Source organism: Rhizobium sp. 05L429 (assembly GCF_056397645.1).
Window position 1 is genome coordinate 194,102 of record NZ_JBFTNV010000001.1, and the last position, 22,365, is coordinate 216,466.

Sequence of the window (22,365 nt, forward strand, 5' to 3'; positions counted from 1 at the left end):
CAGAAACAGTTCCTCTTCGCAAGAGTGTCCTCTTAAAAAAACGTCAATTTACGACGGAAGATTGCCAAATCAGCGAAAAGCGCGACATAAAATTACACAACACTGCATTATTTTGTTTATTGATTGCGCAGTTCAATTTCTGTGATGCATCCCGACTTCCGCCCTTGATCCTGTTAAGCTTTGGCGTAATGTCCCCGTCCGAACCTCCTGCCCCATCTTTCCAATGGTTTCTCCCATGTTTTTTGCTTCCGATAACTGGGCTGGCGCCCATAAATCCATTGCCGAGCGCCTGTTGGCTGAATCCCCCGGATACGCTGCCGCCTATGGCAATAGCGACCTCGACAAAAAGGTGGAAGCTCGCTTCTCTGAAATCTTCGAGCGTGAGGTCTCGGTCTTCTTCGTGGCGACAGGCACAGCCGCCAACTCGCTCTCGCTCGCGAGCGTACAGCGCCCCGGCGGCATCACTTTCTGCCATCAGGAAGCCCATGCGATCCAGGACGAATGCGGCGCCCCCGAGTTCTTCTCCGGTTCTTCTCGGCTGATGCCGGTCGCCGGCGATTTCGGCAAGATCGACCCGGCCGCACTCTCCGCAAAGATTGCCGCCTTCCCCGAGGATGCCGTCCATCACGGCCGCGCCAGCGCTGTTACCATTACCCAGGCGACCGAAATCGGCACTGTCTACTCGCTGCCGGAAATCGGCGAAATTTCCGCCATCGCCAGGAAGCGCAATCTGCCTCTGCACATGGATGGCGCCCGCTTCGCCAATGCGCTCGTCGCACTGAACGCAACGCCTGCCGAAATGACATGGAAACGTGGCGTCGACATCCTCTCCTTTGGCGGCACCAAGAACGGCTGCTGGTGCGCGGAAGCGATCGTCTTCTTCAATCCGGATCAGGCGAAGGAAATGCCCTTCATCCGCAAGCGCGCCGCCCAGCTCTTCTCCAAGTCGCGCTTCATCTCCGCCCAGTTCGATGCCTATTTCGAAAACGGCCTTTGGCTCGATCTCGCCCGCCACTCCAACGGCATGGCCGACGGTCTGCGCGCCGGTATCGGGGCCAGCAACTCGGCTCGGCTCGTTTGGCCGACCGCTTCAAACGAAGTTTTCGCAGTCATTCAGAAATCAGCAGCAAAGACGGCTGAGGACAAAGGCGCAAAATTCTACGAGTGGCCGATCCCGGCCGGCATGCCGGACCTCGCTTCGGAGAGCGAAACGCTGGTCCGTCTCGTCACCAGCTTTGCAACGACCGAAGCCGATGTCGACGGCTTCCTGAAGTGCCTCTCTGCCTGATTTCGCAACTGCCGGAACGCTTGTCCGAAAGAGCCTGTGTTCCGGCCGCTACTGCGGTCCGCGCCACCAGTGCGTTTTTGTCGTAGAGTTCTGATTTCGAAAAATAAAATCCCGCCCGCTCCGGCGGGATTTGATTGAAGGTGTTCAGGCCGACCGCAAACCCCTGACCTTCTTCAAAATATCATCGGAAAGTGCCGCCACGAGCGCCTGATCGGCCCCCTTTCGCGGTACGAGTACAAATTCCACATCCTCCAGCACCGGCAATCTGCCAGAGGCGATTTCCTTCAATCCCGCGGGCGCCATGCTGCGCGGCTGGACGAGCACTCCCATGCCGGCACGCGCAGCAGCCGTCAGCCCGCTCAAACTCCCGCAGGTGCAAACGATGCGCCAGGCTACGCCGTGACGGCCGAGTGCTTCCAGTGCAATGGCACGCGTGACGCTCGGCGGCGGGAAAGCGATCAAGGGAAGCGGACCGGATGCAAGTACATGCTCCGGATCACGCGCCAACCACACCAGCGGCTCGCGATAGACCAGCCGCCCGTGCACGTCACCAAGCCGCCGCTTGGCAAGTACGAGGTCGATCGCTTCCGCATCCTGCATTTCATAGAGCACGCCCGACAGCGCGACCGTCAATTCCAGATCGACCGAGGGATGTGAACGCACGAAGTCTTCCAGAACCGCCGGCAATTGGCTTGTCACGAAATCCTCGGAGACGCCCAACCGCAGGCGTCCGCGCAGGCTGCCGCTCCTGAACAGCGACTGTACCTGCCCTTCGATCGACAGCATGGCGCGGGCATGCGAAAGCAAGGCCTCGCCATCACCGGTCAGCACGACCTTGTGCGTATCGCGCTCCAGCAGCCGGCGCCCGAGCGAGGTTTCCAGCCTTTGTATGTGCTGACTGACTGTCGATTGTCCGAGCTCCAGCCTTTCGGCGGCAAGCGTGAAGCTGCCCATTTGCTCGACGGTGACGAAACTGCGAAGCTGCGAAAGGTCGAGCATGAGGATGATCCAGATTTGTAATAACTGTTATTCCTTGCATCCTGGATCATAATGAGCGACAAAACAATGACTCATTTATCCAGCGAGACTGTCATGCGCCGCTTTTTGCCCGATACCTTCACGATCCTGCTCGTCTGCACCGTCATACTCGCCTCGATCTTCCCGGCGAGCGGCACGTTCGCCGGCTGGTTTGGCGTGGCGACCGATTTCGCGATCGCGCTGCTGTTCTTCCTGCATGGCGCACGCCTCTCTCGTGATGTCGTCATCGCCGGCCTGCTGCATTGGCGTCTACATTTGATCATCCTGCTGACGACCTTCGGCATCTTCCCGATTCTTGGCCTGGCGATGGGCTTCATTCCGAATTCGATCCTGCCGCAGCCGCTTTATTTCGGCATTCTCTTCCTCTGCGTGCTGCCGTCGACGGTGCAGTCCTCGATCGCCTTCACCTCGATGGCCGGCGGCAACGTGCCGGCGGCGATCTGCTCGGCTTCGGCCTCCAACATCTTCGGCATGTTCCTGACGCCGCTGCTCGTCGGCCTGCTCTTCTCGGTCGGCGGCCATGGCGGCTTTTCCTTCGATGCACTCGAACAGATCCTGCTCCAGCTTCTGGCCCCCTTCGTCGTAGGCCAGATCCTCCAGCCCTGGATCGGCGAATGGATCCGCTCGAAGAAGAAGATTCTCATGCCCGTCGATCGCGGCTCCATCCTGATGGTCGTCTATCTGGCCTTCTCGACGGCGGTTGTCGAAGGACTGTGGCATACCTTCACGATAGCCGACATCGCCGCCGTCATCATCGCCGACATGGTGCTGCTGGCCGTCGTTTTGATCATCACCATGTATGGCAGCCGCTGGCTGGGCTTCAACAAGGCCGATGAAATCACCATCACCTTCTGCGGCTCGAAGAAGAGCCTCGCAAGCGGCGTTCCGATGGCAAACGTCATCTTCGCCGGCCAGTCGATTGGGGCAATCGTGCTGCCGCTGATGCTCTTCCATCAGATCCAGCTGATGGTCTGCGCCGTTATCGCCCAGAAATATGCAGCCGCTGCAGCGCGCCGGGCCACCGAAAAGCAGTTGGAAGAAGCCGCCAGCCCGGCCTGACCCCAGCCAAAGGCCTCCTCCAACAAACACAAAGACAAACAAAAACGGCGCCCTCTCGGGCGCCGTTCGCGTCTGATCCGTTAAATCGGATTAGCTGTTGACGACCTGCGCTTCGATGGCCTTCGGAGTATCGACCGGCTCAGCAGCAATAGCAATCTTGCGGGGCTTCAGAGCCTCCGGGATGCTCCGCAGAAGGTCGATGTGCAGGAGGCCGTTCTTCAGCGAAGCGGCGGTCACTTCGACATGATCGGCAAGCTGGAAGCGGCGCTCGAAGGCGCGCTTTGCGATGCCGCGATACAGGAACTCGCTACCATCGGCATTTTCTTCACGCTTTTCACCCTTCACGATGAGCGCGTGGGCATGCGATTCAATGGAGAGTTCGGTTTCATCAAAGCCGGCAACGGCCATCGTGATGCGATAGGTGTTCTCACCGGTCCGCTCGATATTGTACGGCGGATAACTCGGAACCTGCTCCGGCTGGGAGAGGCTGTCGAGCATGGTAAAGAGACGGTCGAAACCGACAGTGGAACGATAAAGGGGAGAGAAGTCTACGTGACGCATGATGTCCTCCTAGGGAAGCGACGTGTTGCGATATCATGCCCTGAAACCCCACTCTTGGCGGCTTCGGGACGGTTGCGCGGACCCTTCTGGCGTCCGCAAAGTTCAGATGGGGATGGCTTTCTGAGACTTCAAGGCCTTCTTCAAAGCACCCGCATTGCTCCGTGAACCCTGTATGAACGACGGGTTCGGCAAAGGTTCAGGCGCTGAGGTCCAGAGATAAAACATCGGGTGACACTAGCCCGAAGGTTGAAGTGTATCGTCCCTTCTTCTTCAGCCTAAATTCGGCCGGCCAAGGGCTCCCTCAGCTCCGCCGGCCTCTTTTCTTCAGGCATAAAGCTCTGCAAACTGATCCTGCGTCGCATCCAGCCTGTCAGCCGCGGCATCCTGATGACTGAGCATGAGAGCGCTGATGATGCGCGACAACGCGGCTGAATCGCTGCTCGAAAATATCGAAAAAGGACTGCCGCTCTCCTTGCCGCCGCTGTTTGAGGGCGGCACTTCGGCAACGATGGAACCGCCGCCCGGCAGCTTCGTGCTGATCGTGAACCCCGCTGCCGGAAAGGCGTCGCGGTTATCAATGATCATCTGCTCGAGCGCGAGAAACTGGCCATTTTCCGGTGAGATGCCGGAATTCTGCGGCATTGCCATGAGTGCAGCATATTCCCGCGCGAAAGCTGCCTGTGACTTCGGATTGTCGCTGAAAAGCTTCAGGATCGCCAGATGCGCTTCCGGCGGATCGATATCGAGATAATCCGACTGTAGATAGTCGAGAACGGACTCCGGCCGCTCCGGACCGGTTGATTGGCGGACGCCGGAATTGACAGACCCGACGGAAGAAACCGAATTCATGGCCAGCCTCCCGGCGCCCCAATCTTCAGTCATGAACGTGCGGATAACCGGCCTCATGCCGGAACAAATCTTTCGTTCGCACTAACCATAGCGTGTCTCTGCTTTCGCGAAGCTTGCCATATAGAAAGATCTTAATGTATTATAGTTAGCTTATATTAAGCGGCAATTTGGCGGTTGATTTTCCTGGCCCCTGCGGTATCCCCTAGTATATCTCTCACGCGAAGAAACATTCTGCCTATGGAACAGGTTCTTTACTCGACCCCAGACAATCCGACGCCGGAGAACCGCACCGAAGGTTTTTTCGAGACCCACGACGGCCATAGGTTGCGTTACGCCGTCTTCCGGTCGCAGACACCGATCGCCCATGGAACGGTGGTCCTCCTGCACGGGCGCAGCGAATGCATCGAAAAGTATTTCGAGACGATCCGCGATCTCACCGCCAAGGGCCTCTGGGTCGCGACCTTCGACCTGCGCGGCCAGGGCGGCTCGCCCAGGCTGATCAAGAAGCGCAACCATGGCCACATCCGCCGCTTTGCGGATTACGAGCGTGACCTCGATACCTTCCTCGAGAAGGTCGTGCTGCCGGATACGCGCCTGCCCTTCTATCTGCTTGCCCATTCCACCGGCGCGCTGATCGCCCTTTCCGCCGCCCCCTACCTTTCGACACGCATCGAGCGCATGGTGCTTTCGGCACCCTTCCTCGGCCTCAGCGGGCAATCTGCGTCTGAGGGTGTCATCCGGACGATTTCGGCCGCGCTCTGCGCCATCGGCCTCGGCGGCCTGCCGCTCGGAAAAATGAAGGAGCTGCAATTCCCCGATAATCTGCTTACGTCGGACGAAACGCGCTTCGAGCGCAACATTGCCGTGGTGAAGTCACATCCGGAACTTGCGCTGGGAGCGCCGACTGCGCGGTGGATGCATGAGTGCATGAAGGCGATCGATCGGGTGACGGAGCCCTACCATCTCTTTTCGATCACCATCCCCTCTGTCGTCATCGCACCGACACGCGATGGCCTGGTGCCTTATACGGCGCAGGAGCGGCTTTCGCGCTACTTCCGCGCCGGTCAGCTCGTGCCGATCAATGGCGCCCGCCACGAGATATTCCAGGAAAGGGATATGTATCGCACCGCAGCCCTTGCCGCCTTTAACGCCTTCATTCCCGGTAGCGATGCCGAAGCGACCGAGGAAGTGACGGCGATCGGCGTCTGAAGCTGCGATTTTACGCATGTCGTTATCGCAAGACCGCTGCACACTTTTGCGCGACATGCTTTAGCGCTGGAGAATGGCGATCGCCTCCTCGTAGACCGTCCTGCTGCCGGCAGCGATGATCGAGCCGCCGTTTTCCGGCCGCCCGCCATCCCAGGTGGTCATGATGCCGCCGGCGCCCTCGATAACGGGGATGATCCCGCCGACATCATAGGGCTTGAGGTTGTTTTCGATGACGAGATCGACATGGCCTGCCGCCAGCAGTGCGTAGGCGTAACAATCGCAGCCGTACCGGAAGAGCCGAACCTGGCTTTCGATCTCCCGATACTTCTCCATTTCCTCGCCAACGAAGAGATGCGGCGAGGTGGTGAAAAGGATGGCTTTGGACACCGTTCCGCAATCGCGTACCTGCAGCCGGCGCTCGCCTTCGGGCCCGCTATAAGTCGAACCATTCTCGTCGCCGAAATAACGCTCGCCGGTGAAGGGTTGTTCGATCATGCCGGCAACCGCCCGGCCGTTCTTCTGCAGGCCGATCAGCGTTCCCCAGACCGGGACGCCGGAGATGAAGGCGCGCGTGCCGTCGATCGGGTCGATCACCCACACATGTTCTCGGTCAAGGCCGACACTGCCGTGCTCTTCGCCCAAAATACCGTGTTCGGGGAAATGCGCCTCGATCAGCGCGCGAATGGCCGTCTCCGCCGCCCTGTCGCCTTCCGTGACGGGATCAAAACCCGATGACAGCTTGTTGGTCACATCGATGCTGGAGCGAAATCGCGGCAGGGTTTCCGCCTTGGCAGCTTCGGCGAGACGGTTGAAGAACGCACGGTCAGGAAGCATGGAGAAATCCATATAGCTGGCGGGAGATGGCGTTTTTCATAGCGAAAAACCGGTGGAATGCAAATGCAACAGGCAATTTCCGGTTGGCTGCCTAAAGATTTTGCAGCGCAATATATTGCTTGACATTTGTGCAATGCAGCAGTAGTTTCCGACCTACAGTCTTCTGACTGTAAATACCCTCCTTGGGTGTTTCCTCCCTAGACTTAGCCGCGCTGACAAAGCGCGGTTTTTTTTGATCTGAAAGCAGGAGTTACTCGGCTGCAAGCGCCCGGTGGTCGCCAGCGAACTTCTCGACATAGTCAGCCATCTGCTGCATGAAGGATGTAATCGCCGTTACGACGGTGGAAAAATCGGAACGCCTCTCCAATGTCACTTCGTCGACATAGATCGAGCGATTCACTTCGATCTGCAACGCATGAAGCCCGCGTGACGGGCGGCCGTAGTGCTCGGTGATGAAACCGCCGGCATAGGGTTTGTTGCGGATCGCCGCAAAACCCATTTCCTCAAGGATACCAATCGCCGTGCGCGACAGCTCAGCCGAAGCGCTGGTGCCGTAACGGTCGCCGATGATGAAATCGGGCCGCGCATTGCTGCCGGCAACGCGCACATTACCCGGCATGGAATGGCAGTCGATCAGAACACCGAAACCAAACTGCACATGCGTGCGCGCAATCAGCCGCCTCAGCGTCGAGTGATAGGGCTTGTAGACGCTTTCGACACGTTCCAGCCCTTCCTGAACGGGCAGCCGGCGTGCATAAATTTCCATATTCTCGGCCACGATGCGCGGGATGGTGCCGAGTCCACCCGCAACCCTTAGCGAGTTGATATTCGCATAGGGCGGCAGCAACCCGTCGAACATGCGCGGATCGAGTTCATAGGGCTCGCGATTGACGTCGAGATAGGCGCGCGGGAAATTCGCAAGCAACAGCGGCGCGCCGAGATCCACAGCCGCGCCGAACAACTCATCGACATAGTGGTCTTCGGAACGGCGTATCGAGATACCTTCCAGCCGGGACTGCGCGATGAATTCCGGTGGATAAATACGGCCGCTGTGAGGGGAGTTGTAGACGAAGGGAATGGTCTGCGACACGGGCTCATGCACTTCAAAAAGCTCGTATTCGCGTATTTCCGGCACTTTCTGCCCTCTTTACCATGTCATCAAGTGGCTGTGACGACCATGTTGCCAGTTGCCTGCCCTTAAGTCCATACTACATACATGGGATAGCAGTCGCGGCTAGGGCGATTTCACCGGTTGTTTACCGGGCGAAGTCTAGTGTAGATGGCTGGTATCTCATAAAACATCAGTGATCAGCGGTCCGGATTAATGACTCAGAAGATACTTCTCGCCGAAGACGACAACGACATGCGCCGCTTCCTCGTGAAGGCGCTCGAAAAGGCCGGATACAAGGTCCTTTCCTACGACAACGGCGCTAGCGCTTATGACCGCCTGCGTGAGGAGCCCTTCTCGCTGTTGCTGACCGACATCGTCATGCCGGAAATGGACGGCATCGAGCTGGCACGCCGCGCGACCGAACTCGATCCGGACCTGAAGGTGATGTTCATCACCGGCTTTGCGGCCGTTGCATTGAACCCTGATTCGAAGGCGCCGAAGGATGCGAAGGTCCTTTCCAAGCCTTTCCACCTGCGCGATCTCGTGGACGAGGTCAACAAGATGCTTGCCGCATAAGGCTTCTTGGCGGCTCGTCACAAAACTTCAAAAAAGCCTATTGACGGCTCCGGAGGTTTTGTGATCTATGCGCCGCCATCGGATGGGCGTGTAGCTCAGCGGGAGAGCACTACGTTGACATCGTAGGGGTCACAGGTTCAATCCCTGTCACGCCCACCATCCTAATTTGCTGAAAAGCAAGGCCTTTCGAGAAATCGAGAGGCCTTTTTCATTTTGGCGATTTGCGGCTCGCAAATCATCTCACGCCTGCGCAGCATTGCAATTCAATCACAAAGCAGTCCTGCAGACTTCCCCCGAGGGAAGGCTTGACCAACCGGTTGCAATGTTGTTTCGCTCTCCCTCATTGGGGGTGCGCATGAAAATCACTGTTGGATTGATATTGCTGTTGGTGCTGAGCTCGAGCCCGGCTTCCGCAAAGGAAGATATGAAGTTCCGCACGCTGATGGAAAGCAAGCAGACGAGTGTCGTCGAAATGCTGATCGGCGCAGCTGGACTGACACTCTTATTTGTGAACGACGAACTCAAGGATGCAGGCCAACCGCGGCTATACTGCCCACCGCGGGACCGCGCGATTTCAAACGCCGAATATGTTGCCATTGTGAAGAAATATCTGGAAATGCACCCAGATACCGGCGAGGAAACATTCCAGGTTTATCCCTACGTCCTGCTCACGTCGCTCAAGCGAATGTATCCCTGCTGACAGGAGATAAGAGGTCGCACCGAAACCAAATTCAGACACAGAGCCGTGCCATGCGCGATAATGGACCTGAGGCACTGATTCGCCTCGTCAGGACATGGGGTTCGAATCGAAATGAAATTATCAGCGCTTGGCATCGCCGCCTTCTCCACTCTCGCTTTTGCGGCGGCAGCGCAGGGGGAGGACAATTTTCCGGGCGCGCCGGGCGTCATCGCACTCTCCGGTAAATGTCAGAAGCTCGTCGTCGCCAAATTCGATGCCACGAAGGGCTGCAAGGGAGAGCTTGCAAGCGTTACACTGGTCAACGGCACAGTGACCTTCATCTTCACCTCTGAAGGCAAGCTGCTGGGCTTCCAGGGCGATGGAAAGGGCATCAAGCCTGCATCCAATGGCAACGCCCGCCTGCCCCTCAGCCTCGTCACCACTGGCGTCGGCAACAAGATGACGGGTGAAGTGAAGGTTGCCGGCTTCTGCACCTTCGGCAACCCCTATGCCGGCAAGCCGATAGCCATCGAATGCACGGCGGAAAGCAAGGATTCGGCCTTTACGGGCAGCTTCCGCACCAGTGGCAAGGCGCCGGCACGGAAAAATGGTGGAAAATAAGAGATCGTTGGACTGACGGCCTCAGGCGCACCAGGAGCCTGAGGCAGATCCCGGCTTCCTCGCCAAGCCCTCGTTGATAAGGCGCATACCGAAGGAGCGTCCGTCGCGCGAAATGACGCGCGGTGCACCCCGGTCATCCGACTTGCCGGCGGCATCCATGTTGAACGGACCTGCATTCAGCAGCGCGAGCAGCCGTGATTTGGCGGCAAAGGCGATCTTCCGTTCGTCTTCGCAGCGCGCGCGGTCGACATCCGGGCTCACCATATCGGCGACGACGATCTTCTCACCCTTGTACCAGAAGGTGCCGGCATCGCCGACGCAGTTGATATGCTCGCCCTGCCCGCAATATCCGAAAGCAGCCTTGGCGGTTTCCGAAGCGGCCGGGGAAATGGAGGCTGGCACGATCTTCGCCGTCGGCACTGGAGCGGAGGAGGTGAAGGGGATTGCAGCGGGTGGCACAGGATCGTTTGTCTGCCGCGGCTTGGCGGCAGGTGCCGCAACGGCAACCTGCTTCGGCGCCTCCTTGGCTGCCTGCGGTTTGGCATCGGCCGTATCGCGGACGATTGCAGCCGGCGCCTTGCCGAGCATCGGGCGGATGTTATTCCAGTTGTCGTAGGCGGCAATAGTACCCACCGCAGCGAGGCCGATCACCATCCAAGGCAGAGCGCCGCCGGAGGATGCGGTGTTCTTTCTTCTTGCCGGCGCCTTGCGGCGGCCGCGTGTCGCTGTCTTGGCCATCGATCCGATTCCCTTGAATGGGCCGGATTATCGCTGCTCAATCCTTTCGGAAAGGTTGGCAAGGCATAGCCCAGGATCGGTTTCCCAAGCAGGAATCCACCGGAAACGAAAACGCCCGGCACCGGGCCGGGCGTATCATTCAAACTCTGCTATGTGCTCAGCAGCCTTGCGCTGCCGAAGGTACAACAGCGGGTTTTGCAGTTTGTCCACTCGGCGGCACGGATGGCGTTTGGCGCTTGCCGACATCGATCCGGCGTTCGGCCGCTTCGCGCACGGCCTGCCACTCATTTTCGTGCTGGATGAAGATATCGCGCGGCACAAGGTTGATCGTCATTCGTATCTCACTGGCTTGTCGGTTGCGGAACTGGTTTTCAGCGAACGGGCTTAGCGACGTTGGGATCGTCGCTCTTGATATCAGGCCCACCCCTGGAGAGGTCGCTGCCGGTCACGTGCGCCGGCACGTGAATGTCGTGGAGAACCCCCGGCGTCAACGTCAGATCCACCTGATGCGGAGGCAGAACCTGTGCCTTCTGCATACGGTTGGGTTTCGCCCGCTTCATGCGGTCGGAGGCTTCCGTGCGCTTATCGGGAACATGGGTCGAATTATGCATCATCGCCCTCCTTTAAGAGTATCTGAGATGTTTTCATCGGCTCAGCCAGATCGTAACGAGCGAGGGACCGCATGGTTCCAAAGAAATCGCCAACTCTGCTCGAACGGGCATCTTGACTGGCGCCGTAACATCACTACCTAGTGATGCACCCGCCGCCTCATCCAGACATCGGCTGCGGGGGAACCCTGGTGCCGGGCCCCTCTGGCGAGAGTTTTTACGGCGCTCTCGTGATGTCGGTACCGCCTGCAAATCAGCCGGCGGATTTTTCATCGATGAAAAAACTCACCATGCCAAACGCGCATGCCCTTGATGGTATGCGGTTTTCTGCTTTCACCATCTCTTCAGAAACGGTTTGCGGCTGCGAGGTGCAGCCATGAACCAGCTTCAATCCCAAAAATCCTCGCTCGGCTATTTCCGCTGGGCCTTTATCGTCACCGCGCTCGGCCTCGCGCTCGGCGCATTCCTCGGCTGGCAGTCGACAGGCACGCTGGGTGGCATGGCCACCATCTTCTTCATCTGCGCCGTGCTGGCCGTTCTGGAGATTTCGCTCTCCTTCGACAATGCCATCGTCAATGCCAACAAACTCAAGGAAATGACCCCTGTCTGGCAGCAGCGCTTCCTGACATGGGGTATCGTCATTGCCGTTTTCGGCATGCGCATCGTCTTTCCGCTGGCAATTGTCGCCATCGCGGCAAAGATAGGCCCATGGGAAGCACTCGTACTGGCGGCGCGTGAACCGGCCGAATATGCCCGCATCATGAACGACGCGCATCTGCCGATCGCAGCCTTCGGCGGCACCTTCCTGATGATGGTCGGCCTCTCCTACTTCTTCAACCAGGAGAAGGAAGTCCACTGGATCGGCTCGCTGGAGCGGATGATGGCGCGTTCGGCCGCCGTCAAGGGCATCGAGATCGCCTTCGTGCTCCTGCTCATCCTGCTGTTCTCCTATCTCCTGGAAGGCGAAGACGCGACCACCTTCGTCTACTGCGCCATCTACGGTCTCGTGACCTTCCTGGTGGTTGAAGTCATCGGCGGTCTTCTCGATGCTTCGCAGCGTGCGATGAGTGAGGCGGCAAAAGGCGGCCTCGGCGCTTTCATCTATTTGGAAGTTCTGGATGCCAGTTTCTCCTTCGACGGCGTCATCGGCGCTTTCGCGCTGACGCAGAACCTGTTCATCATCGCCATCGGCCTTGGCATCGGCGCCATGTACGTACGCTCCATGACGATCATGCTGGTGGAAAAGGGAACGCTTGCCGAATACCGCTATCTGGAACACGGCGCCTTCTACGCCATCCTGATCCTCTCGGTGATCATGTATGTGCAGACCTTGACGCACATTCCTGAAGTCATCACCGGTCTTGGCGGCGCGGCGCTCATCGGCATCTCGCTCTGGTCCTCGATCCGCTACAACAGGCAGGAACGTCAGAAAGAAGCTGATGTCCCCGAGCGGGAGCGCCTGCACGCCTGATAGTCAAAAAGCCGCGGCGGTCTGGCGCTGCGGCTCGCATAGTCTCAAAAAACAAAGCCCGCGACCAACGGTTGCGGGCTCATTCATTCAATAGATACTTTGATATTCAATCTATGCATTCGCCGCGTCTTACCGGATGACACGGCCGAAGCTTACCGGATCGATACCAAGCTCCTGCAGGTCACGGGCGCGCGGCTTGCGGCCACCTTCGACAGCGGCGCTGACTGCGTTCGCGGCACCGAGCGCTGCAAAGGCACGGGCCAGAAAACCATTGTGGATCGACTTTCTGAAAGCGGACATCTTCTTTTCCTCTCGCTCTTTGGTTGACCCCCTATAGATGGGGGAAGCTGCATGCACCTACAACGCGCAGGAAATCACCGCAGCTATGCAAAAAGCGCATATTTCTTTCGCCGGCGAAAGAACAGAACTCAGCGATGTGGAAAATTTCTTTTATAATTCCCACACTTACGGGGCATGGATTTCCAGATGCCGACAAAAAGTGACAAATCACAAAGAAAAGGCCGGCCATGTCGCCACGGCCGGCCTGAATTAGGGGTCAGGTTGTCTTTTTGGTTTAGTCTTCATTTGCCGCGAGCTGCGAGAGAACCTGGCCGCGGCCCCGCAATCTCAGGATCAGCGGAATCAGGAAGGCCGCAGCCGCGACGATCAGCAGTCCGCAGGCGATGGGTGACATGACGAGCGTGGTCACATCACCCTGGCTGATCGAGAGCGCTCTGCGAAGCTGCTGCTCTGCCAGAGGCCCAAGAATGAGGCCGACGACGGCAGGCGCGATCGGATAGCCGAAGATGCGCATGACATAGCCGAGCACACCGAAAGCGAGCAGCATGCCGAGTTCGAAAACCGACGGGTTTGCACCAATGGTGCCGAGTGTCGCAAACAGTAGGATGCCGGCATAAAGCCACGGCTTCGGAACCGTCAGCAGGCGAACCCAGAGGCCGATCATCGGTAGGTTCAGCACCAGGAGCATCGCATTGGCGATGAGCAGACTGGCGATGAGACCCCAGACGAGCTGCGGGTTGGTTGCAAAAAGCAGCGGACCCGGCTGCAGACCATATTGCTGGAAGCCGGCGAGCATGATCGCCGCCGTCGCAGACGTCGGCAGGCCGAGCGTCAGCAACGGCACCAGCGTGCCGGCGGCAGAGGCATTGTTGGCAGCCTCCGGACCGGCAACGCCTTCGATGGCGCCATGGCCGAACTCCTCGGGGTTCTTCGACAGCCGCTTTTCCGTGGCATAGGAGAGGAACGTGCCGATTTCCGCACCGCCCGCCGGCATGGCGCCGATGGGGAAGCCGATGAGCGTGCCGCGCAGCCACGGCTTCCAGGAACGCGCCCAGTCCTGTGCGTTCATCCAGAGCGAGCCACGGACCGCTTCCACCTTGTCCTCGCCGCGATTGCCCTGGGCGGCGATGTATAGCGTCTCGCCGATGGCAAACATCGCAACAGCCAGCGTCGTCACCTCAATACCGTCGAGCAGGTCGGGAATGCCGAAGGAAAGGCGAGCCTGGCCCGTCTGCTGGTCGATGCCGACCATGGCAAGCGCAAAGCCGATGAAGAGCGACGTGAGACCGCGTAGCGCCGAATCCCCGAAGGCCGAGGAGACGGTGACGAAGGCAAGCACCATCAGCGCGAAATATTCGCGCGGACCGAACACCAGCGCCAGCTTGACGATATAGGGTGCGATGAAGGCAAGGCCGAGCGTGGCAATGAGACCGGCCACGAAAGAACCGATGGCCGCCGTCGCCAGCGCCGGTCCGCCGCGGCCTGCACGCGCCATCTTGTTGCCCTCGAGCGCCGTGACGATCGAGGCGCTTTCGCCTGGCGTGTTCAGGAGGATAGAGGTGGTCGAGCCGCCATACATGCCACCGTAATAGATGCCGGCAAACATGATGAGTGAGCCGCCCGGATCGAGCTTATAGGTGGCGGGCAAGAGCAGCGCCACGGTCAGCGCCGGGCCGATACCCGGCAGTACGCCGACTGCTGTGCCAAGGGTCACGCCGATGAAGGCATAGAGCAGGTTGATCGGCTGCGCAGCAACCAGAATGCCCTGCCAGAGGAATTCGAATGTGCTCATGGTTTTATCCCAAGCGGCGGCTCCTGAGGGGGTACAGGACCGTCCGCGCAAAAAGCAAAGGAACTGATGGCGCCCTGCGCGAGGCGAGCGCTATCAGAAGAACAGGTGTTCGAGCGGACCTGCCGGCAGCGTAAGCTGCAGAAGCTGCGAGAAGATCGCCCAGACGATGAAGCTCATGATGATGCCGACCGGCAGCGAGAACCAGATCTGCCGCTTGCCGAAACCGCGCGCCGTCAGCGCAAAGAGCACGCCTGTCGCGATCGAGAAGCCGGCAATGCGCAGCAGCAGCATCTGCCCGGCAAGGCCCGCGATGACCCAGATGACAGGTGCCACTTCCTGATGCTCACGCTCTGGAAAGTCCCCGCGCCAGGCTTCGATCGCCGTCCAGATACCAAGACAGAAGAGGCCGAGAGCGACGACTTTCGGCACAGTCGACGGGCCGATGCGGTCATACTGCGCGATCGTCTTCAAATGCGAAGCATCCCAGAACACCACGACAGCGACGGCGATAAGGAAAACGGCAATGACCAGCGCCGCCCAATCAGGGCGGCGCGTCATTGGCGATGAGGTATCGGCCTCACTCATTGAACGAGACCAATATCTTTGAGAATGCCTTCGGTAGCGGAGACATCCTTTTCGAGCTGCGCCTTGAACTCGTCACCCGCGAGGTAGGTGTCGGCCCAGCCCTTGGTCTTCAGAGTTTCCTGCCAGGCGGCAGACTTGTGCAGCTTGTCGAAGTCAGAAGCGATCGAGGCGACTTCTTCATCGGTCAGGCCCGGAGCGGCAGCGACCATGCGCCAGTTCTGGATGGTCACGTCGGTACCGGCTTCCTTGAAGGTCGGGGCATCGACACCGGCGATACGGGCATCGCTGGAAACTCCGAGCAGGCGCAACGTGCCGGCCTTGACCTGCGATTCGAACTCGCTGTAGCTCGAAATGCCGGCCGTGACCTGGCCGCCGAGGATAGCAGCGAGTGCTTCGCCACCGCCCGAGAAGGCGACATAGTTGATCTTCGTCGGATCGACGCCGGAAGCCTTGGCGATCAGGCCAACGGCGATATGGTCCGTGCCGCCGGCAGAACCGCCGCCCCAGGAAACGGCGCCCGGATCAGCCTTCAGCTTGGTGACGAGATCGGCAAGTGTCTTGATATCCGACGCGGCCGGAACGACGACGGCTTCATATTCGCCGGTCAGACGGGCGATCGGCGTGACGTCCTTCAGCGTGACGACCGACTTGTTGGTCAGCAACGCGCCGACCATGACATAGCCGCCGACGATGAGAGCGTTCGGATTGCCCGCACTCTGGCTGCTGAACTGGGCAAGGCCGATAGAGCCGCCTGCGCCCGGTACGTTCTGAACCTGGACGCTTTTGGAAATGCCCTCCTGCTGCAGCACCGTCTGCAGCGAGCGGGCCGTCTGGTCCCAGCCGCCGCCGGGCGCTGCCGGAGCGATGATTGTGTAATCGGCCGCATAGGCCGGCAGCGCGATAGCCGCTGCCAAAAGAGTTGCGATGAAAGTGTGCTTCACGATGTGTCCTCCGTGCTGCGGCTGAGCGGACCGCCAGTGCTATTTTTGAAAATGAGGAGAGATCACCGATCGGTGGACGCAATTGTCCTGATAGCGAGCGGAAGTCCTCCCGGAATTCTTCAACTCTCCGCCTCCACGGAAAGGAAGTAGCCCAAGCCATCATATGAAGCTGTCATTTAGCTGACATCATCAGGATATCCAGTGCAGCAGGACACTTTTTTGCCGTAATTCGGCTGCCTGCCCGCGAAAGGCGACCGGATTAATACATTGTCCGTACTGGACGCCCTCAGGAACTTGGCCGATACTCGGCCACGGAGGGCGATCCGATGGCAAATGGCGGTTACAACCAGTTTTGTCCGGTTTCCAAGGCGTGCGAGTTGCTTGAGCCGCGGTGGACCTTGCTGCTACTCTGCGAAATGTGGTCCGGCTCCACGCGGTTCAACGAGATCCGGCGCGGCGTGCCCGGAATGTCGCCAACCCTCATGGCAAAGCGGCTGCGTGACATGGAGGCAAACGGTCTCGTCACCCGCTCGGAAAACCGTACGACCGGCGAGATCGCCTACAAAACCACCGAGATTGCCAACGAGCTTGAGCCGATCGTGCACGCGCTCGGCACTTGGGCGCATCGCAATATCGACGCCAACGTAACGCTCGAAAAGCTCGATGCCCGCATTCTGATGTGGAACATGCGCCGCAAGGTCAATGCCGCCGCCCTGCCTTTGCGCAAGCGCAGCGTTATCCAGTTCACCTATCCCGAATTGCCGCGCGACGAACGGCATTACTGGCTGGTGGCGCGGCTGGGCACGCCCGTGGACCTCTGCCTCACGGATCCAGGTTACGATGTCGATCTCTTCGTCACCGCCGATTTGAAGGCGATGACCTCGGCCTGGATGGGGCATTCCAGTCTCGATATGGAGATCGCCGGGGAGCGCATCTCCTTCATCGGCGATACGTCACTTGCCGCAAGCATCGGAAACTGGATGGTGCGCAGCTCCTATGCAGCCGCCTGATCCATTTTTTGTACCGGTCCCGGTCCATTTTCTACACTAGGCCTATCGCACATCCCGAGGCACGATCTCGTGTGAGCCGACCTGAGACGCTTCCAGAAGCCGGTCGAACGCTGCGCATACACCTGAATATCATTGCAAAACCGGCGAGCGATCGCACCAACAGCCTGTGCTCGCCGACATGAGAGGAGACATGCCATGCAAACCACGCTCAATACCGCAACACAGCCCGCACCCGATTTCGCCGCGTTGAAGTCGCGCCAGCAGGTCGCCTGGGCATCCGGCGACTATTCCGTCATCGGCGCCCGGCTGCAGATCGTCGGTGAAAGCCTCTGCGAAGCCCTCGACCTGCGGTCCGGTGAAAAGGTGCTCGATATCGCCGCCGGCAACGGCAATGCCACACTTGCCGCCGCCAGGCGCTGGGCCGAGGTGACTTCGACCGACTACGTTCCGGAACTTCTGGAGCGCGGCCGAGAACGGGCGATGGCGAACGGCCTGGCGGTAGAGTTCCAGCAGGCCGACGCCGAAGCCCTGCCGTTCAAGGACGCAAGCTTCGATGTCGTGGTCTCCACCTTCGGCGTCATGTTCACACCGGATCAGGACAAGGCAGCAAGGGAGATGCTGCGCGTCTGCCGGCCGGGCGGGCGCATCGGCATGGCGAACTGGACGCCGGAGAGCTTCATCGGCCAGGTCTTCAAGACGATAGGCCAGCATATTCCGCCAATGCCGGGCGTCAGGTCGCCGGCCCTGTGGGGGACCAAGGCAAGGCTGGAAGAAATGTTCGGAGGCCAGGCCAGCATCGAGGCGACGTCGCTCATGTACAATTTCCGCTACCGCTCGCCCGAGCATTGGCTGGAAGTGTTCCGCACCTGGTATGGCCCTGTCCACAAAGCTTTTGAAGCTCTGCCAGAGCCCGGCAAGGTGGCGCTTGAGAAGGATTTTCTTGCGCTCATCGCCCGCTTCAACCGCGCCAAGGATGGCACCATGGTCGTGCCGGCTGAATATCTGGAAGTGGTGATACGCAAAGGCTGATTGCAGCTATTGCGGCCACATCGCTGCGAAAGGGCGAGGTTCGCCGGAAGCACCCTCGCCCTGATGCATTTCCGACCTAGAACTCGGACCATTCCCGCCTAACGGCGAGATTGGCGAGCGAGATTTTTACTGCGTCCGCAGCACCTCATTCCAGTGCGCAATCAGCCGTGCCCGCTTCACCTGATCGAGATAGACCATCAGACCCGGACTGACGGGCACCGGACGCAACTGTGCGCCAAGCAGTTCCTGCAACGTATTGGCGGTATTCTCACCGGCCACTTCCGGGCTGACGGCCGGGATCTGCAACTCGCGGGCCATGATCGTCTGGCCTTCCTTTGACATGAAGAAGGCGAGATAGCGCCGCCCCAGTTCCGGCTCGGCGGCTGCCTGCGGCACCAGGCCGATGCGCGACATTACAACCGTATAGTCTTTCGGCAGAACGATACCGACGTCAGGGTGACGCGAGGCCCAGTCGGCCGCATAGGAGCCGAGAATATTATAGCCGAGCACGAAGCGCCCGTCGGCCACCCGCTCCAGGATCGCCGAACTCGTGGAATAGAGCTTCACGCCCGCAGCCCCCATCGCCCCGATCACCGACCAGATATCGCCGAACTGTTCCTGATCGCGCGCCATGAACAAAAAGCCCACGCCGGAACGTTCGATGTCATAGGTGCCGATCCGCCCATAGACCTCGTTACCCTTGCGCTTCAGGTAATCGACGAATTCCGCCCGCGAACTCGGCACCGGCTCATGGATGAAACTCGGCTTGTGATAAACAAAAACCGCGGGTTCGAAGGTCAGCGCATAGGCGGTGTTGCGCCAGTTCGCCCATTTCGGCCATTGGGCGCTCATCGGCAGGTTGCTCACCTGCGCATAGCCGTCGTTCGAAAGCTTCACCTGCAGGTCCATCGCAGAGGAGAAGGCGAAGTCCGCAGTCTTATCGCCGGCATCCGTCTCTTTGACGATGCGGTCGTAGATGTCCCCGGTCAGCATGTCCTCATATTTGACCGCCACATCCGGATTGGCCTCCTGAAAGCCACGGATCATCGGCTGCGCCAATGGCTCGTCGAGCGAGGAATAGACAGTCAGCACCGGCGCATCGGAATTGCCCGACTTTGCCGGATAGAAGACCTGATCCGCGGCGGCAAGGCCGGGCACCAGGCACAGGAACAGAATGAAAAGGCTCCTCATCGCGCAAGAATGCCCGAGCTGCTCAGGCCAGACAAGGGTCGGCTTCCGGCGGGCGCTGCAGCCGGACTTCAAAGCTCGCGCTCGAAGAACATCAGGATCGGCTTCAGATCTTCAGGGATCTCGTAATAGGCGTCTCGCTCTTGAAAACCCAGGCGCCGATATAGCTTCTGCGCTGCGATCTGCCGACGGCCGGTATCGAGCCGCATCATCCTGTAGCCATCCTTCCTGGCCTGCGCGAGAGAAGCTTCGCAGAGCGCCAGCGCCGCGCCGCTGCCGCGTGCTGAATCGGAAACGAAGAGCCGTTTCATCTCCGAAATGCCCGGCGCGATCTCGTGCTGCATCACGCAGCCGACAATCTCTCCGCCGAGCCGCGCCAGGAAGATAGCGCCTTGTGGCCTTGCGTGGATTTTCGGCAGGTCGGCGAGCATCGCCTCGAACTTTTCCGGACTGTAATAAAGTTCGATCTGCGCCCGCTCATCCGAATAGTTGTCGTAAAGCCATTGTCGGAAGGCGCGACTGAGATGTCGAACGGCATCGATCTCTTCCGGGCTTTCCGCGAGCGCGACCGATACGTTCCCCATCTGCAAAGCCTCCACGACCCTCCCGCAGTCTATCATGACAGCTTTCACCTACCATCGGTATTCGGCGCGGAGTGAAACTGGTTTACGGCGTCGTGGCGACAGGGCTCGTGATGAACGGGAGCAAATACCATCCTCCGTTCACCAATTCCCAGAATCGCTGTGACATCAGATTGCCATCCCTGATAAACTCGCTGAAAAATCTGGGGAACATCCGTTGCGCATCCTGCTCACCGAAGACAATATTGCACTGGCCGACGGCCTGTCGGCGATCTTGCGCGGCACGGGCCATGCGGTGGATGTCGTCCATGACGGTGCCTCGGCCAATGCCGTCATCGCCGCGGAAAATTTCGATCTCGTCATTCTCGATCTGAACCTGCCGGAGATGGACGGGCTCGATGTGCTGCGCGCCATGCGCGCTCGCGGCAGCCGGGCTGCCGTGCTGATCCTGACAGCCCGCGGATCACCGGAAGAACGTGTGAAGGGGTTGGATCTCGGTGCGGACGACTATCTCATCAAACCCTTCGACATTGCCGAATTCGAGGCACGCGTCCGCGTGCTTCTTCGCCGTCAGGCCGGGCTGCACTCCTCGACGGTCAGTTTCGGATCGATCTCGCTCGACCTTAATTCCCGCGCCTTTTCCGCCGGCGCCATACCGCTCGATATTCCCGCTCGCGAGCTCGGTCTGCTCGAAATCCTCTTCATGCGCGCCGGCAAGGTCGTCGCCAAGGAAGCAATCATGCAATCGCTGACCGCTTTCGACGACGACATCTCCGCCAATGCCATCGAGCAATATGTCAGCCGCCTGCGAAAAAGGCTTTCGCCGCATGGCCTGACGGTCAAGACCGCCCGCGGCATCGGCTACTATCTCGACAAGCTGCCAGAGGCCTCATGACGGCTGCCTATTCACTCCGGCGCCGACTGCTTTTCTGGCTGCTTGTCTCGACCGCCGTCATCGGCACGCTGGCGCTTGCCGATACCTGGCGCGAGGCCGTGCAGACCTCGAACATCGTTTCCGACCGCGTGCTGGCGGGCTCCGCGCTGGCGATTGCCGAACGGGTCGTCGTTGCTGAAGACGGCACGCTCGAGGTCGACATTCCCTATGTCGCGCTGGAAATGCTGACTTCGGCAGCGCAGGACCGCGTCTTTTACCGCGTCGACGGCCCGCCCGGAAATTTCATCACCGGTTACCAGGCGCTGCCGGTATTGAAGGAAACGCAGGGCGATACGGCTGCCTTTGCCGACGACATCTTCCGCGGCGAGCCGATCCGCGTGGCGACGCTCGAACGATCCGCCTCGACCGGCATCCGCTCCGTGCCTTTCGTCGTCACCGTCGCCGAAACCACCATTGCCCGCCGTCAGCTTGCGCGGGCGATTCTCGTCCGCTCGGCGCTGCGTCTTGCCTTGATGATCGCTGGCGCTGCAATCATCGTCTGGATTTCCGTCACCGTGGCGCTGCGGCCGCTCTACAAGCTCGGCGATGCCATCGGCGAGCGCAACCCCGACGACCTGCATCCGATCGAGCAATCCGTTCCGAGCGAAGTGCAGCCGCTCGTCGACACCGTCAACTCCTTCATGGTGCGCCTGCAATCAGCGCTCGATGCGCTCCGCAATTTCACCGGCAATGCCAGCCACCAGCTCCGCACGCCGCTTGCCATCATCCGCACCCAACTTGCCCTCTCCGTCCGGGCCGGCTCTCTGGATGACGCGCAGCATGCTGCCCTCAAGGGCGATCAGGCGGTTGCCCACGCCGAGCGCATCCTTGCCCAGCTTCTGCTGATGGCCAAGATCGATGCCGCAACCGCCAAGGAAGCGCTGACGGTCTCGGCCATCGACCTCACCGCTATCGCCCAGGAAATCACCGGCGAGCAGATCCCCCGTGCCGCCGAAGCCGGCATCGATCTCGGCTTCGAGGGTGAAGGGCCGGCGATGATCCGCGCCGAACCACTGCTGATCGGCGAAATGCTGCGCAATCTCGCGGGCAATGCCATCGCCTATGCGGGCAAGGGCGCGGAAGTGACTGTCCGTATCATGGAGGATGCGGAAACGGTCAGGCTGGAAGTCGAGGATAACGGCCCGGGCATTCTGCCGGAAAAGCTGGAAGCGGTCAGAAAGCGCTTCTCCCGCGGCAATGAATCCGGTGCGCCCGGTGCCGGTCTCGGCCTGCCGATCGTCGAGGAAATCGCCAATCTTTTCAATGCGAGGCTCGTACTGATATCAGGCCGTGGCGGCAGGGGCCTCAAAGCTTCCGTGACATTCAACCGCGCAGCCTGAAAGCGGTCACCACGCTAACCTTT

The 22,365-nt window shown here is 59.7% G+C and carries 27 protein-coding genes and 1 tRNA gene; 13 read left to right on the forward strand and 15 right to left on the reverse strand.

Annotated elements, in window-relative coordinates:
• Window positions 1-235: 235 nt before the first annotated feature.
• A complete protein-coding gene (locus AC1DNW_RS00955; protein WP_113310316.1) occupies window positions 236-1,288 on the forward strand; it encodes a threonine aldolase family protein in 1,053 nt (350 codons plus the stop codon).
• 144 nt (window positions 1,289-1,432) lie between these two features.
• Here the strand turns inward: AC1DNW_RS00955 and AC1DNW_RS00960 are convergent, their stop codons facing one another.
• Entirely contained in the window at window positions 1,433-2,287 is an 855-nt protein-coding gene (locus AC1DNW_RS00960; RefSeq protein WP_113310317.1) for a LysR family transcriptional regulator, read from the reverse strand.
• Between the two features lie 51 nt (window positions 2,288-2,338).
• Between AC1DNW_RS00960 and AC1DNW_RS00965 the strand changes: the two genes are divergently transcribed.
• The gene (locus tag AC1DNW_RS00965; RefSeq protein WP_113310318.1) at window positions 2,339-3,385 is read left to right on the forward strand and encodes a bile acid:sodium symporter family protein; all 1,047 of its coding nucleotides are present in this window, start codon (window positions 2,339-2,341) and stop codon (window positions 3,383-3,385) included.
• Window positions 3,386-3,475: 90 nt separating this feature from the next.
• On the opposite strand, the gene AC1DNW_RS00970 is transcribed toward AC1DNW_RS00965, so the two are convergent.
• On the reverse strand, window positions 3,476-3,946 hold the full coding sequence (locus AC1DNW_RS00970) for an Hsp20 family protein (RefSeq protein ID WP_113310319.1): 471 nt from the start codon (window positions 3,944-3,946) through the stop codon (window positions 3,476-3,478).
• A 324-nt stretch (window positions 3,947-4,270) separates the two neighbouring features.
• Window positions 4,271-4,795, reverse strand: coding sequence for a hypothetical protein (locus AC1DNW_RS00975; protein ID WP_113296056.1), 525 nt, complete (start codon window positions 4,793-4,795; stop codon window positions 4,271-4,273).
• A gap of 237 nt (window positions 4,796-5,032) precedes the next feature.
• Here AC1DNW_RS00975 and AC1DNW_RS00980 point away from each other — a divergent pair, with 237 nt between their 5' ends.
• On the forward strand, window positions 5,033-6,004 hold the full coding sequence (locus AC1DNW_RS00980; protein ID WP_113310320.1) for an alpha/beta hydrolase: 972 nt from the start codon (window positions 5,033-5,035) through the stop codon (window positions 6,002-6,004).
• A gap of 60 nt (window positions 6,005-6,064) precedes the next feature.
• Here the strand turns inward: AC1DNW_RS00980 and hisN are convergent, their stop codons facing one another.
• Entirely contained in the window at window positions 6,065-6,838 is a 774-nt protein-coding gene (gene hisN / locus AC1DNW_RS00985) for a histidinol-phosphatase (RefSeq protein WP_113310405.1), read from the reverse strand.
• A 250-nt stretch (window positions 6,839-7,088) separates the two neighbouring features.
• Complete coding sequence (locus AC1DNW_RS00990) at window positions 7,089-7,973, reverse strand: N-formylglutamate amidohydrolase (RefSeq protein WP_113310321.1); 885 nt, start codon at window positions 7,971-7,973, stop codon at window positions 7,089-7,091.
• 189 nt (window positions 7,974-8,162) lie between these two features.
• On the opposite strand from AC1DNW_RS00990, the gene cpdR1 reads away from it, so the two are divergent.
• From cpdR1 to AC1DNW_RS01010, 4 genes are all read left to right on the forward strand, one after another.
• Window positions 8,163-8,525 carry a response regulator CpdR1 gene (cpdR1, locus tag AC1DNW_RS00995; protein WP_003542883.1) on the forward strand — a complete coding sequence of 121 codons (363 nt, stop codon included), beginning with the start codon at window positions 8,163-8,165 and terminating at the stop codon, window positions 8,523-8,525.
• A gap of 84 nt (window positions 8,526-8,609) precedes the next feature.
• Window positions 8,610-8,684 (forward strand) — tRNA-Val (locus AC1DNW_RS01000).
• Between the two features lie 196 nt (window positions 8,685-8,880).
• On the forward strand, window positions 8,881-9,225 hold the full coding sequence (locus tag AC1DNW_RS01005) for a Rap1a family protein (RefSeq protein WP_162747040.1): 345 nt from the start codon (window positions 8,881-8,883) through the stop codon (window positions 9,223-9,225).
• Between the two features lie 111 nt (window positions 9,226-9,336).
• A complete protein-coding gene (locus AC1DNW_RS01010; RefSeq protein WP_113310322.1) occupies window positions 9,337-9,825 on the forward strand; it encodes a hypothetical protein in 489 nt (162 codons plus the stop codon).
• Between the two features lie 21 nt (window positions 9,826-9,846).
• Here the strand turns inward: AC1DNW_RS01010 and AC1DNW_RS01015 are convergent, their stop codons facing one another.
• The 4 genes from AC1DNW_RS01015 to AC1DNW_RS01030 form a co-directional block, all read right to left on the reverse strand.
• Complete coding sequence (locus AC1DNW_RS01015; protein ID WP_113310323.1) at window positions 9,847-10,563, reverse strand: hypothetical protein; 717 nt, start codon at window positions 10,561-10,563, stop codon at window positions 9,847-9,849.
• A 157-nt stretch (window positions 10,564-10,720) separates the two neighbouring features.
• Window positions 10,721-10,897, reverse strand: coding sequence for a hypothetical protein (locus tag AC1DNW_RS01020; RefSeq protein ID WP_477832661.1), 177 nt, complete (start codon window positions 10,895-10,897; stop codon window positions 10,721-10,723).
• A gap of 37 nt (window positions 10,898-10,934) precedes the next feature.
• Entirely contained in the window at window positions 10,935-11,177 is a 243-nt protein-coding gene (locus tag AC1DNW_RS01025) for a hypothetical protein (protein ID WP_113296050.1), read from the reverse strand.
• A gap of 247 nt (window positions 11,178-11,424) precedes the next feature.
• Complete coding sequence (locus AC1DNW_RS01030) at window positions 11,425-11,562, reverse strand: hypothetical protein (RefSeq protein WP_162748555.1); 138 nt, start codon at window positions 11,560-11,562, stop codon at window positions 11,425-11,427.
• Here AC1DNW_RS01030 and AC1DNW_RS01035 point away from each other — a divergent pair.
• On the forward strand, window positions 11,548-12,642 hold the full coding sequence (locus AC1DNW_RS01035; protein ID WP_113310324.1) for a DUF475 domain-containing protein: 1,095 nt from the start codon (window positions 11,548-11,550) through the stop codon (window positions 12,640-12,642). The genes AC1DNW_RS01030 and AC1DNW_RS01035 overlap by 15 nt on opposite strands.
• A gap of 129 nt (window positions 12,643-12,771) precedes the next feature.
• On the opposite strand, the gene AC1DNW_RS01040 is transcribed toward AC1DNW_RS01035, so the two are convergent.
• The gene (locus AC1DNW_RS01040) at window positions 12,772-12,942 is read right to left on the reverse strand and encodes a hypothetical protein (protein WP_007822797.1); all 171 of its coding nucleotides are present in this window, start codon (window positions 12,940-12,942) and stop codon (window positions 12,772-12,774) included.
• A gap of 37 nt (window positions 12,943-12,979) precedes the next feature.
• Here AC1DNW_RS01040 and AC1DNW_RS01045 point away from each other — a divergent pair, with 37 nt between their 5' ends.
• The gene (locus AC1DNW_RS01045; protein WP_162748556.1) at window positions 12,980-13,195 is read left to right on the forward strand and encodes a hypothetical protein; all 216 of its coding nucleotides are present in this window, start codon (window positions 12,980-12,982) and stop codon (window positions 13,193-13,195) included.
• Window positions 13,196-13,216: 21 nt separating this feature from the next.
• On the opposite strand, the gene AC1DNW_RS01050 is transcribed toward AC1DNW_RS01045, so the two are convergent.
• The 3 genes from AC1DNW_RS01050 to AC1DNW_RS01060 all read right to left on the reverse strand — a co-directional run bounded on the left by AC1DNW_RS01050 (window position 13,217) and on the right by AC1DNW_RS01060 (window position 16,260).
• Entirely contained in the window at window positions 13,217-14,734 is a 1,518-nt protein-coding gene (locus tag AC1DNW_RS01050; RefSeq protein ID WP_113310325.1) for a tripartite tricarboxylate transporter permease, read from the reverse strand.
• 93 nt (window positions 14,735-14,827) lie between these two features.
• Window positions 14,828-15,319 carry a tripartite tricarboxylate transporter TctB family protein gene (locus tag AC1DNW_RS01055; RefSeq protein WP_113310326.1) on the reverse strand — a complete coding sequence of 164 codons (492 nt, stop codon included), beginning with the start codon at window positions 15,317-15,319 and terminating at the stop codon, window positions 14,828-14,830.
• Window positions 15,316-16,260, reverse strand: a complete 945-nt coding sequence (locus AC1DNW_RS01060; protein ID WP_113296046.1) for a Bug family tripartite tricarboxylate transporter substrate binding protein — start codon at window positions 16,258-16,260, stop codon at window positions 15,316-15,318. The genes AC1DNW_RS01055 and AC1DNW_RS01060 overlap by 4 nt, the downstream gene beginning before the upstream one ends.
• Before the next feature lie 326 nt (window positions 16,261-16,586).
• Between AC1DNW_RS01060 and AC1DNW_RS01065 the strand changes: the two genes are divergently transcribed.
• Complete coding sequence (locus AC1DNW_RS01065; RefSeq protein WP_113296045.1) at window positions 16,587-17,270, forward strand: winged helix-turn-helix transcriptional regulator; 684 nt, start codon at window positions 16,587-16,589, stop codon at window positions 17,268-17,270.
• Between the two features lie 195 nt (window positions 17,271-17,465).
• A complete protein-coding gene (locus AC1DNW_RS01070) occupies window positions 17,466-18,299 on the forward strand; it encodes a class I SAM-dependent methyltransferase (protein ID WP_113296044.1) in 834 nt (277 codons plus the stop codon).
• 126 nt (window positions 18,300-18,425) lie between these two features.
• Here AC1DNW_RS01070 and AC1DNW_RS01075 read toward each other — a convergent pair whose 3' ends face one another.
• Both AC1DNW_RS01075 and AC1DNW_RS01080 read right to left on the reverse strand, forming a co-directional pair.
• Entirely contained in the window at window positions 18,426-19,490 is a 1,065-nt protein-coding gene (locus tag AC1DNW_RS01075; RefSeq protein ID WP_113310327.1) for an ABC transporter substrate-binding protein, read from the reverse strand.
• A gap of 68 nt (window positions 19,491-19,558) precedes the next feature.
• Complete coding sequence (locus AC1DNW_RS01080) at window positions 19,559-20,071, reverse strand: GNAT family N-acetyltransferase (protein WP_113310328.1); 513 nt, start codon at window positions 20,069-20,071, stop codon at window positions 19,559-19,561.
• A 214-nt stretch (window positions 20,072-20,285) separates the two neighbouring features.
• Here AC1DNW_RS01080 and AC1DNW_RS01085 point away from each other — a divergent pair, with 214 nt between their 5' ends.
• Window positions 20,286-20,963, forward strand: coding sequence for a response regulator transcription factor (locus tag AC1DNW_RS01085; protein WP_113296043.1), 678 nt, complete (start codon window positions 20,286-20,288; stop codon window positions 20,961-20,963).
• On the forward strand, window positions 20,960-22,342 hold the full coding sequence (locus AC1DNW_RS01090) for a sensor histidine kinase (RefSeq protein WP_113296042.1): 1,383 nt from the start codon (window positions 20,960-20,962) through the stop codon (window positions 22,340-22,342). The genes AC1DNW_RS01085 and AC1DNW_RS01090 overlap by 4 nt, the downstream gene beginning before the upstream one ends.
• The last annotated feature ends 23 nt before the right edge of the window (window positions 22,343-22,365 follow it).

What these genes read in the sequence shown, in the direction of transcription:
- AC1DNW_RS00955 (WP_113310316.1), top strand. Translation starts at nt 236, where the DNA reads ATGTTTTTTGCTTCCGATAACTGGGCTGGCGCCCATAAATCCATTGCC.
- AC1DNW_RS00960 (WP_113310317.1), bottom strand. Translation starts at nt 2,287, where the DNA reads ATGCTCGACCTTTCGCAGCTTCGCAGTTTCGTCACCGTCGAGCAAATG.
- AC1DNW_RS00965 (WP_113310318.1), top strand. Translation starts at nt 2,339, where the DNA reads ATGAGCGACAAAACAATGACTCATTTATCCAGCGAGACTGTCATGCGC.
- AC1DNW_RS00970 (WP_113310319.1), bottom strand. Translation starts at nt 3,946, where the DNA reads ATGCGTCACGTAGACTTCTCTCCCCTTTATCGTTCCACTGTCGGTTTC.
- AC1DNW_RS00975 (WP_113296056.1), bottom strand. Translation starts at nt 4,795, where the DNA reads ATGAATTCGGTTTCTTCCGTCGGGTCTGTCAATTCCGGCGTCCGCCAA.
- AC1DNW_RS00980 (WP_113310320.1), top strand. Translation starts at nt 5,033, where the DNA reads ATGGAACAGGTTCTTTACTCGACCCCAGACAATCCGACGCCGGAGAAC.
- hisN (WP_113310405.1), bottom strand. Translation starts at nt 6,838, where the DNA reads ATGCTTCCTGACCGTGCGTTCTTCAACCGTCTCGCCGAAGCTGCCAAG.
- cpdR1 (WP_003542883.1), top strand. Translation starts at nt 8,163, where the DNA reads ATGACTCAGAAGATACTTCTCGCCGAAGACGACAACGACATGCGCCGC.
- AC1DNW_RS01005 (WP_162747040.1), top strand. Translation starts at nt 8,881, where the DNA reads ATGAAAATCACTGTTGGATTGATATTGCTGTTGGTGCTGAGCTCGAGC.
- AC1DNW_RS01010 (WP_113310322.1), top strand. Translation starts at nt 9,337, where the DNA reads ATGAAATTATCAGCGCTTGGCATCGCCGCCTTCTCCACTCTCGCTTTT.
- AC1DNW_RS01015 (WP_113310323.1), bottom strand. Translation starts at nt 10,563, where the DNA reads ATGGCCAAGACAGCGACACGCGGCCGCCGCAAGGCGCCGGCAAGAAGA.
- AC1DNW_RS01020 (WP_477832661.1), bottom strand. Translation starts at nt 10,897, where the DNA reads ATGACGATCAACCTTGTGCCGCGCGATATCTTCATCCAGCACGAAAAT.
- AC1DNW_RS01025 (WP_113296050.1), bottom strand. Translation starts at nt 11,177, where the DNA reads ATGATGCATAATTCGACCCATGTTCCCGATAAGCGCACGGAAGCCTCC.
- AC1DNW_RS01035 (WP_113310324.1), top strand. Translation starts at nt 11,548, where the DNA reads ATGAACCAGCTTCAATCCCAAAAATCCTCGCTCGGCTATTTCCGCTGG.
- AC1DNW_RS01040 (WP_007822797.1), bottom strand. Translation starts at nt 12,942, where the DNA reads ATGTCCGCTTTCAGAAAGTCGATCCACAATGGTTTTCTGGCCCGTGCC.
- AC1DNW_RS01045 (WP_162748556.1), top strand. Translation starts at nt 12,980, where the DNA reads ATGGGGGAAGCTGCATGCACCTACAACGCGCAGGAAATCACCGCAGCT.
- AC1DNW_RS01050 (WP_113310325.1), bottom strand. Translation starts at nt 14,734, where the DNA reads ATGAGCACATTCGAATTCCTCTGGCAGGGCATTCTGGTTGCTGCGCAG.
- AC1DNW_RS01055 (WP_113310326.1), bottom strand. Translation starts at nt 15,319, where the DNA reads ATGAGTGAGGCCGATACCTCATCGCCAATGACGCGCCGCCCTGATTGG.
- AC1DNW_RS01065 (WP_113296045.1), top strand. Translation starts at nt 16,587, where the DNA reads ATGGCAAATGGCGGTTACAACCAGTTTTGTCCGGTTTCCAAGGCGTGC.
- AC1DNW_RS01070 (WP_113296044.1), top strand. Translation starts at nt 17,466, where the DNA reads ATGCAAACCACGCTCAATACCGCAACACAGCCCGCACCCGATTTCGCC.
- AC1DNW_RS01075 (WP_113310327.1), bottom strand. Translation starts at nt 19,490, where the DNA reads ATGAGGAGCCTTTTCATTCTGTTCCTGTGCCTGGTGCCCGGCCTTGCC.
- AC1DNW_RS01080 (WP_113310328.1), bottom strand. Translation starts at nt 20,071, where the DNA reads ATGGGGAACGTATCGGTCGCGCTCGCGGAAAGCCCGGAAGAGATCGAT.
- AC1DNW_RS01090 (WP_113296042.1), top strand. Translation starts at nt 20,960, where the DNA reads ATGACGGCTGCCTATTCACTCCGGCGCCGACTGCTTTTCTGGCTGCTT.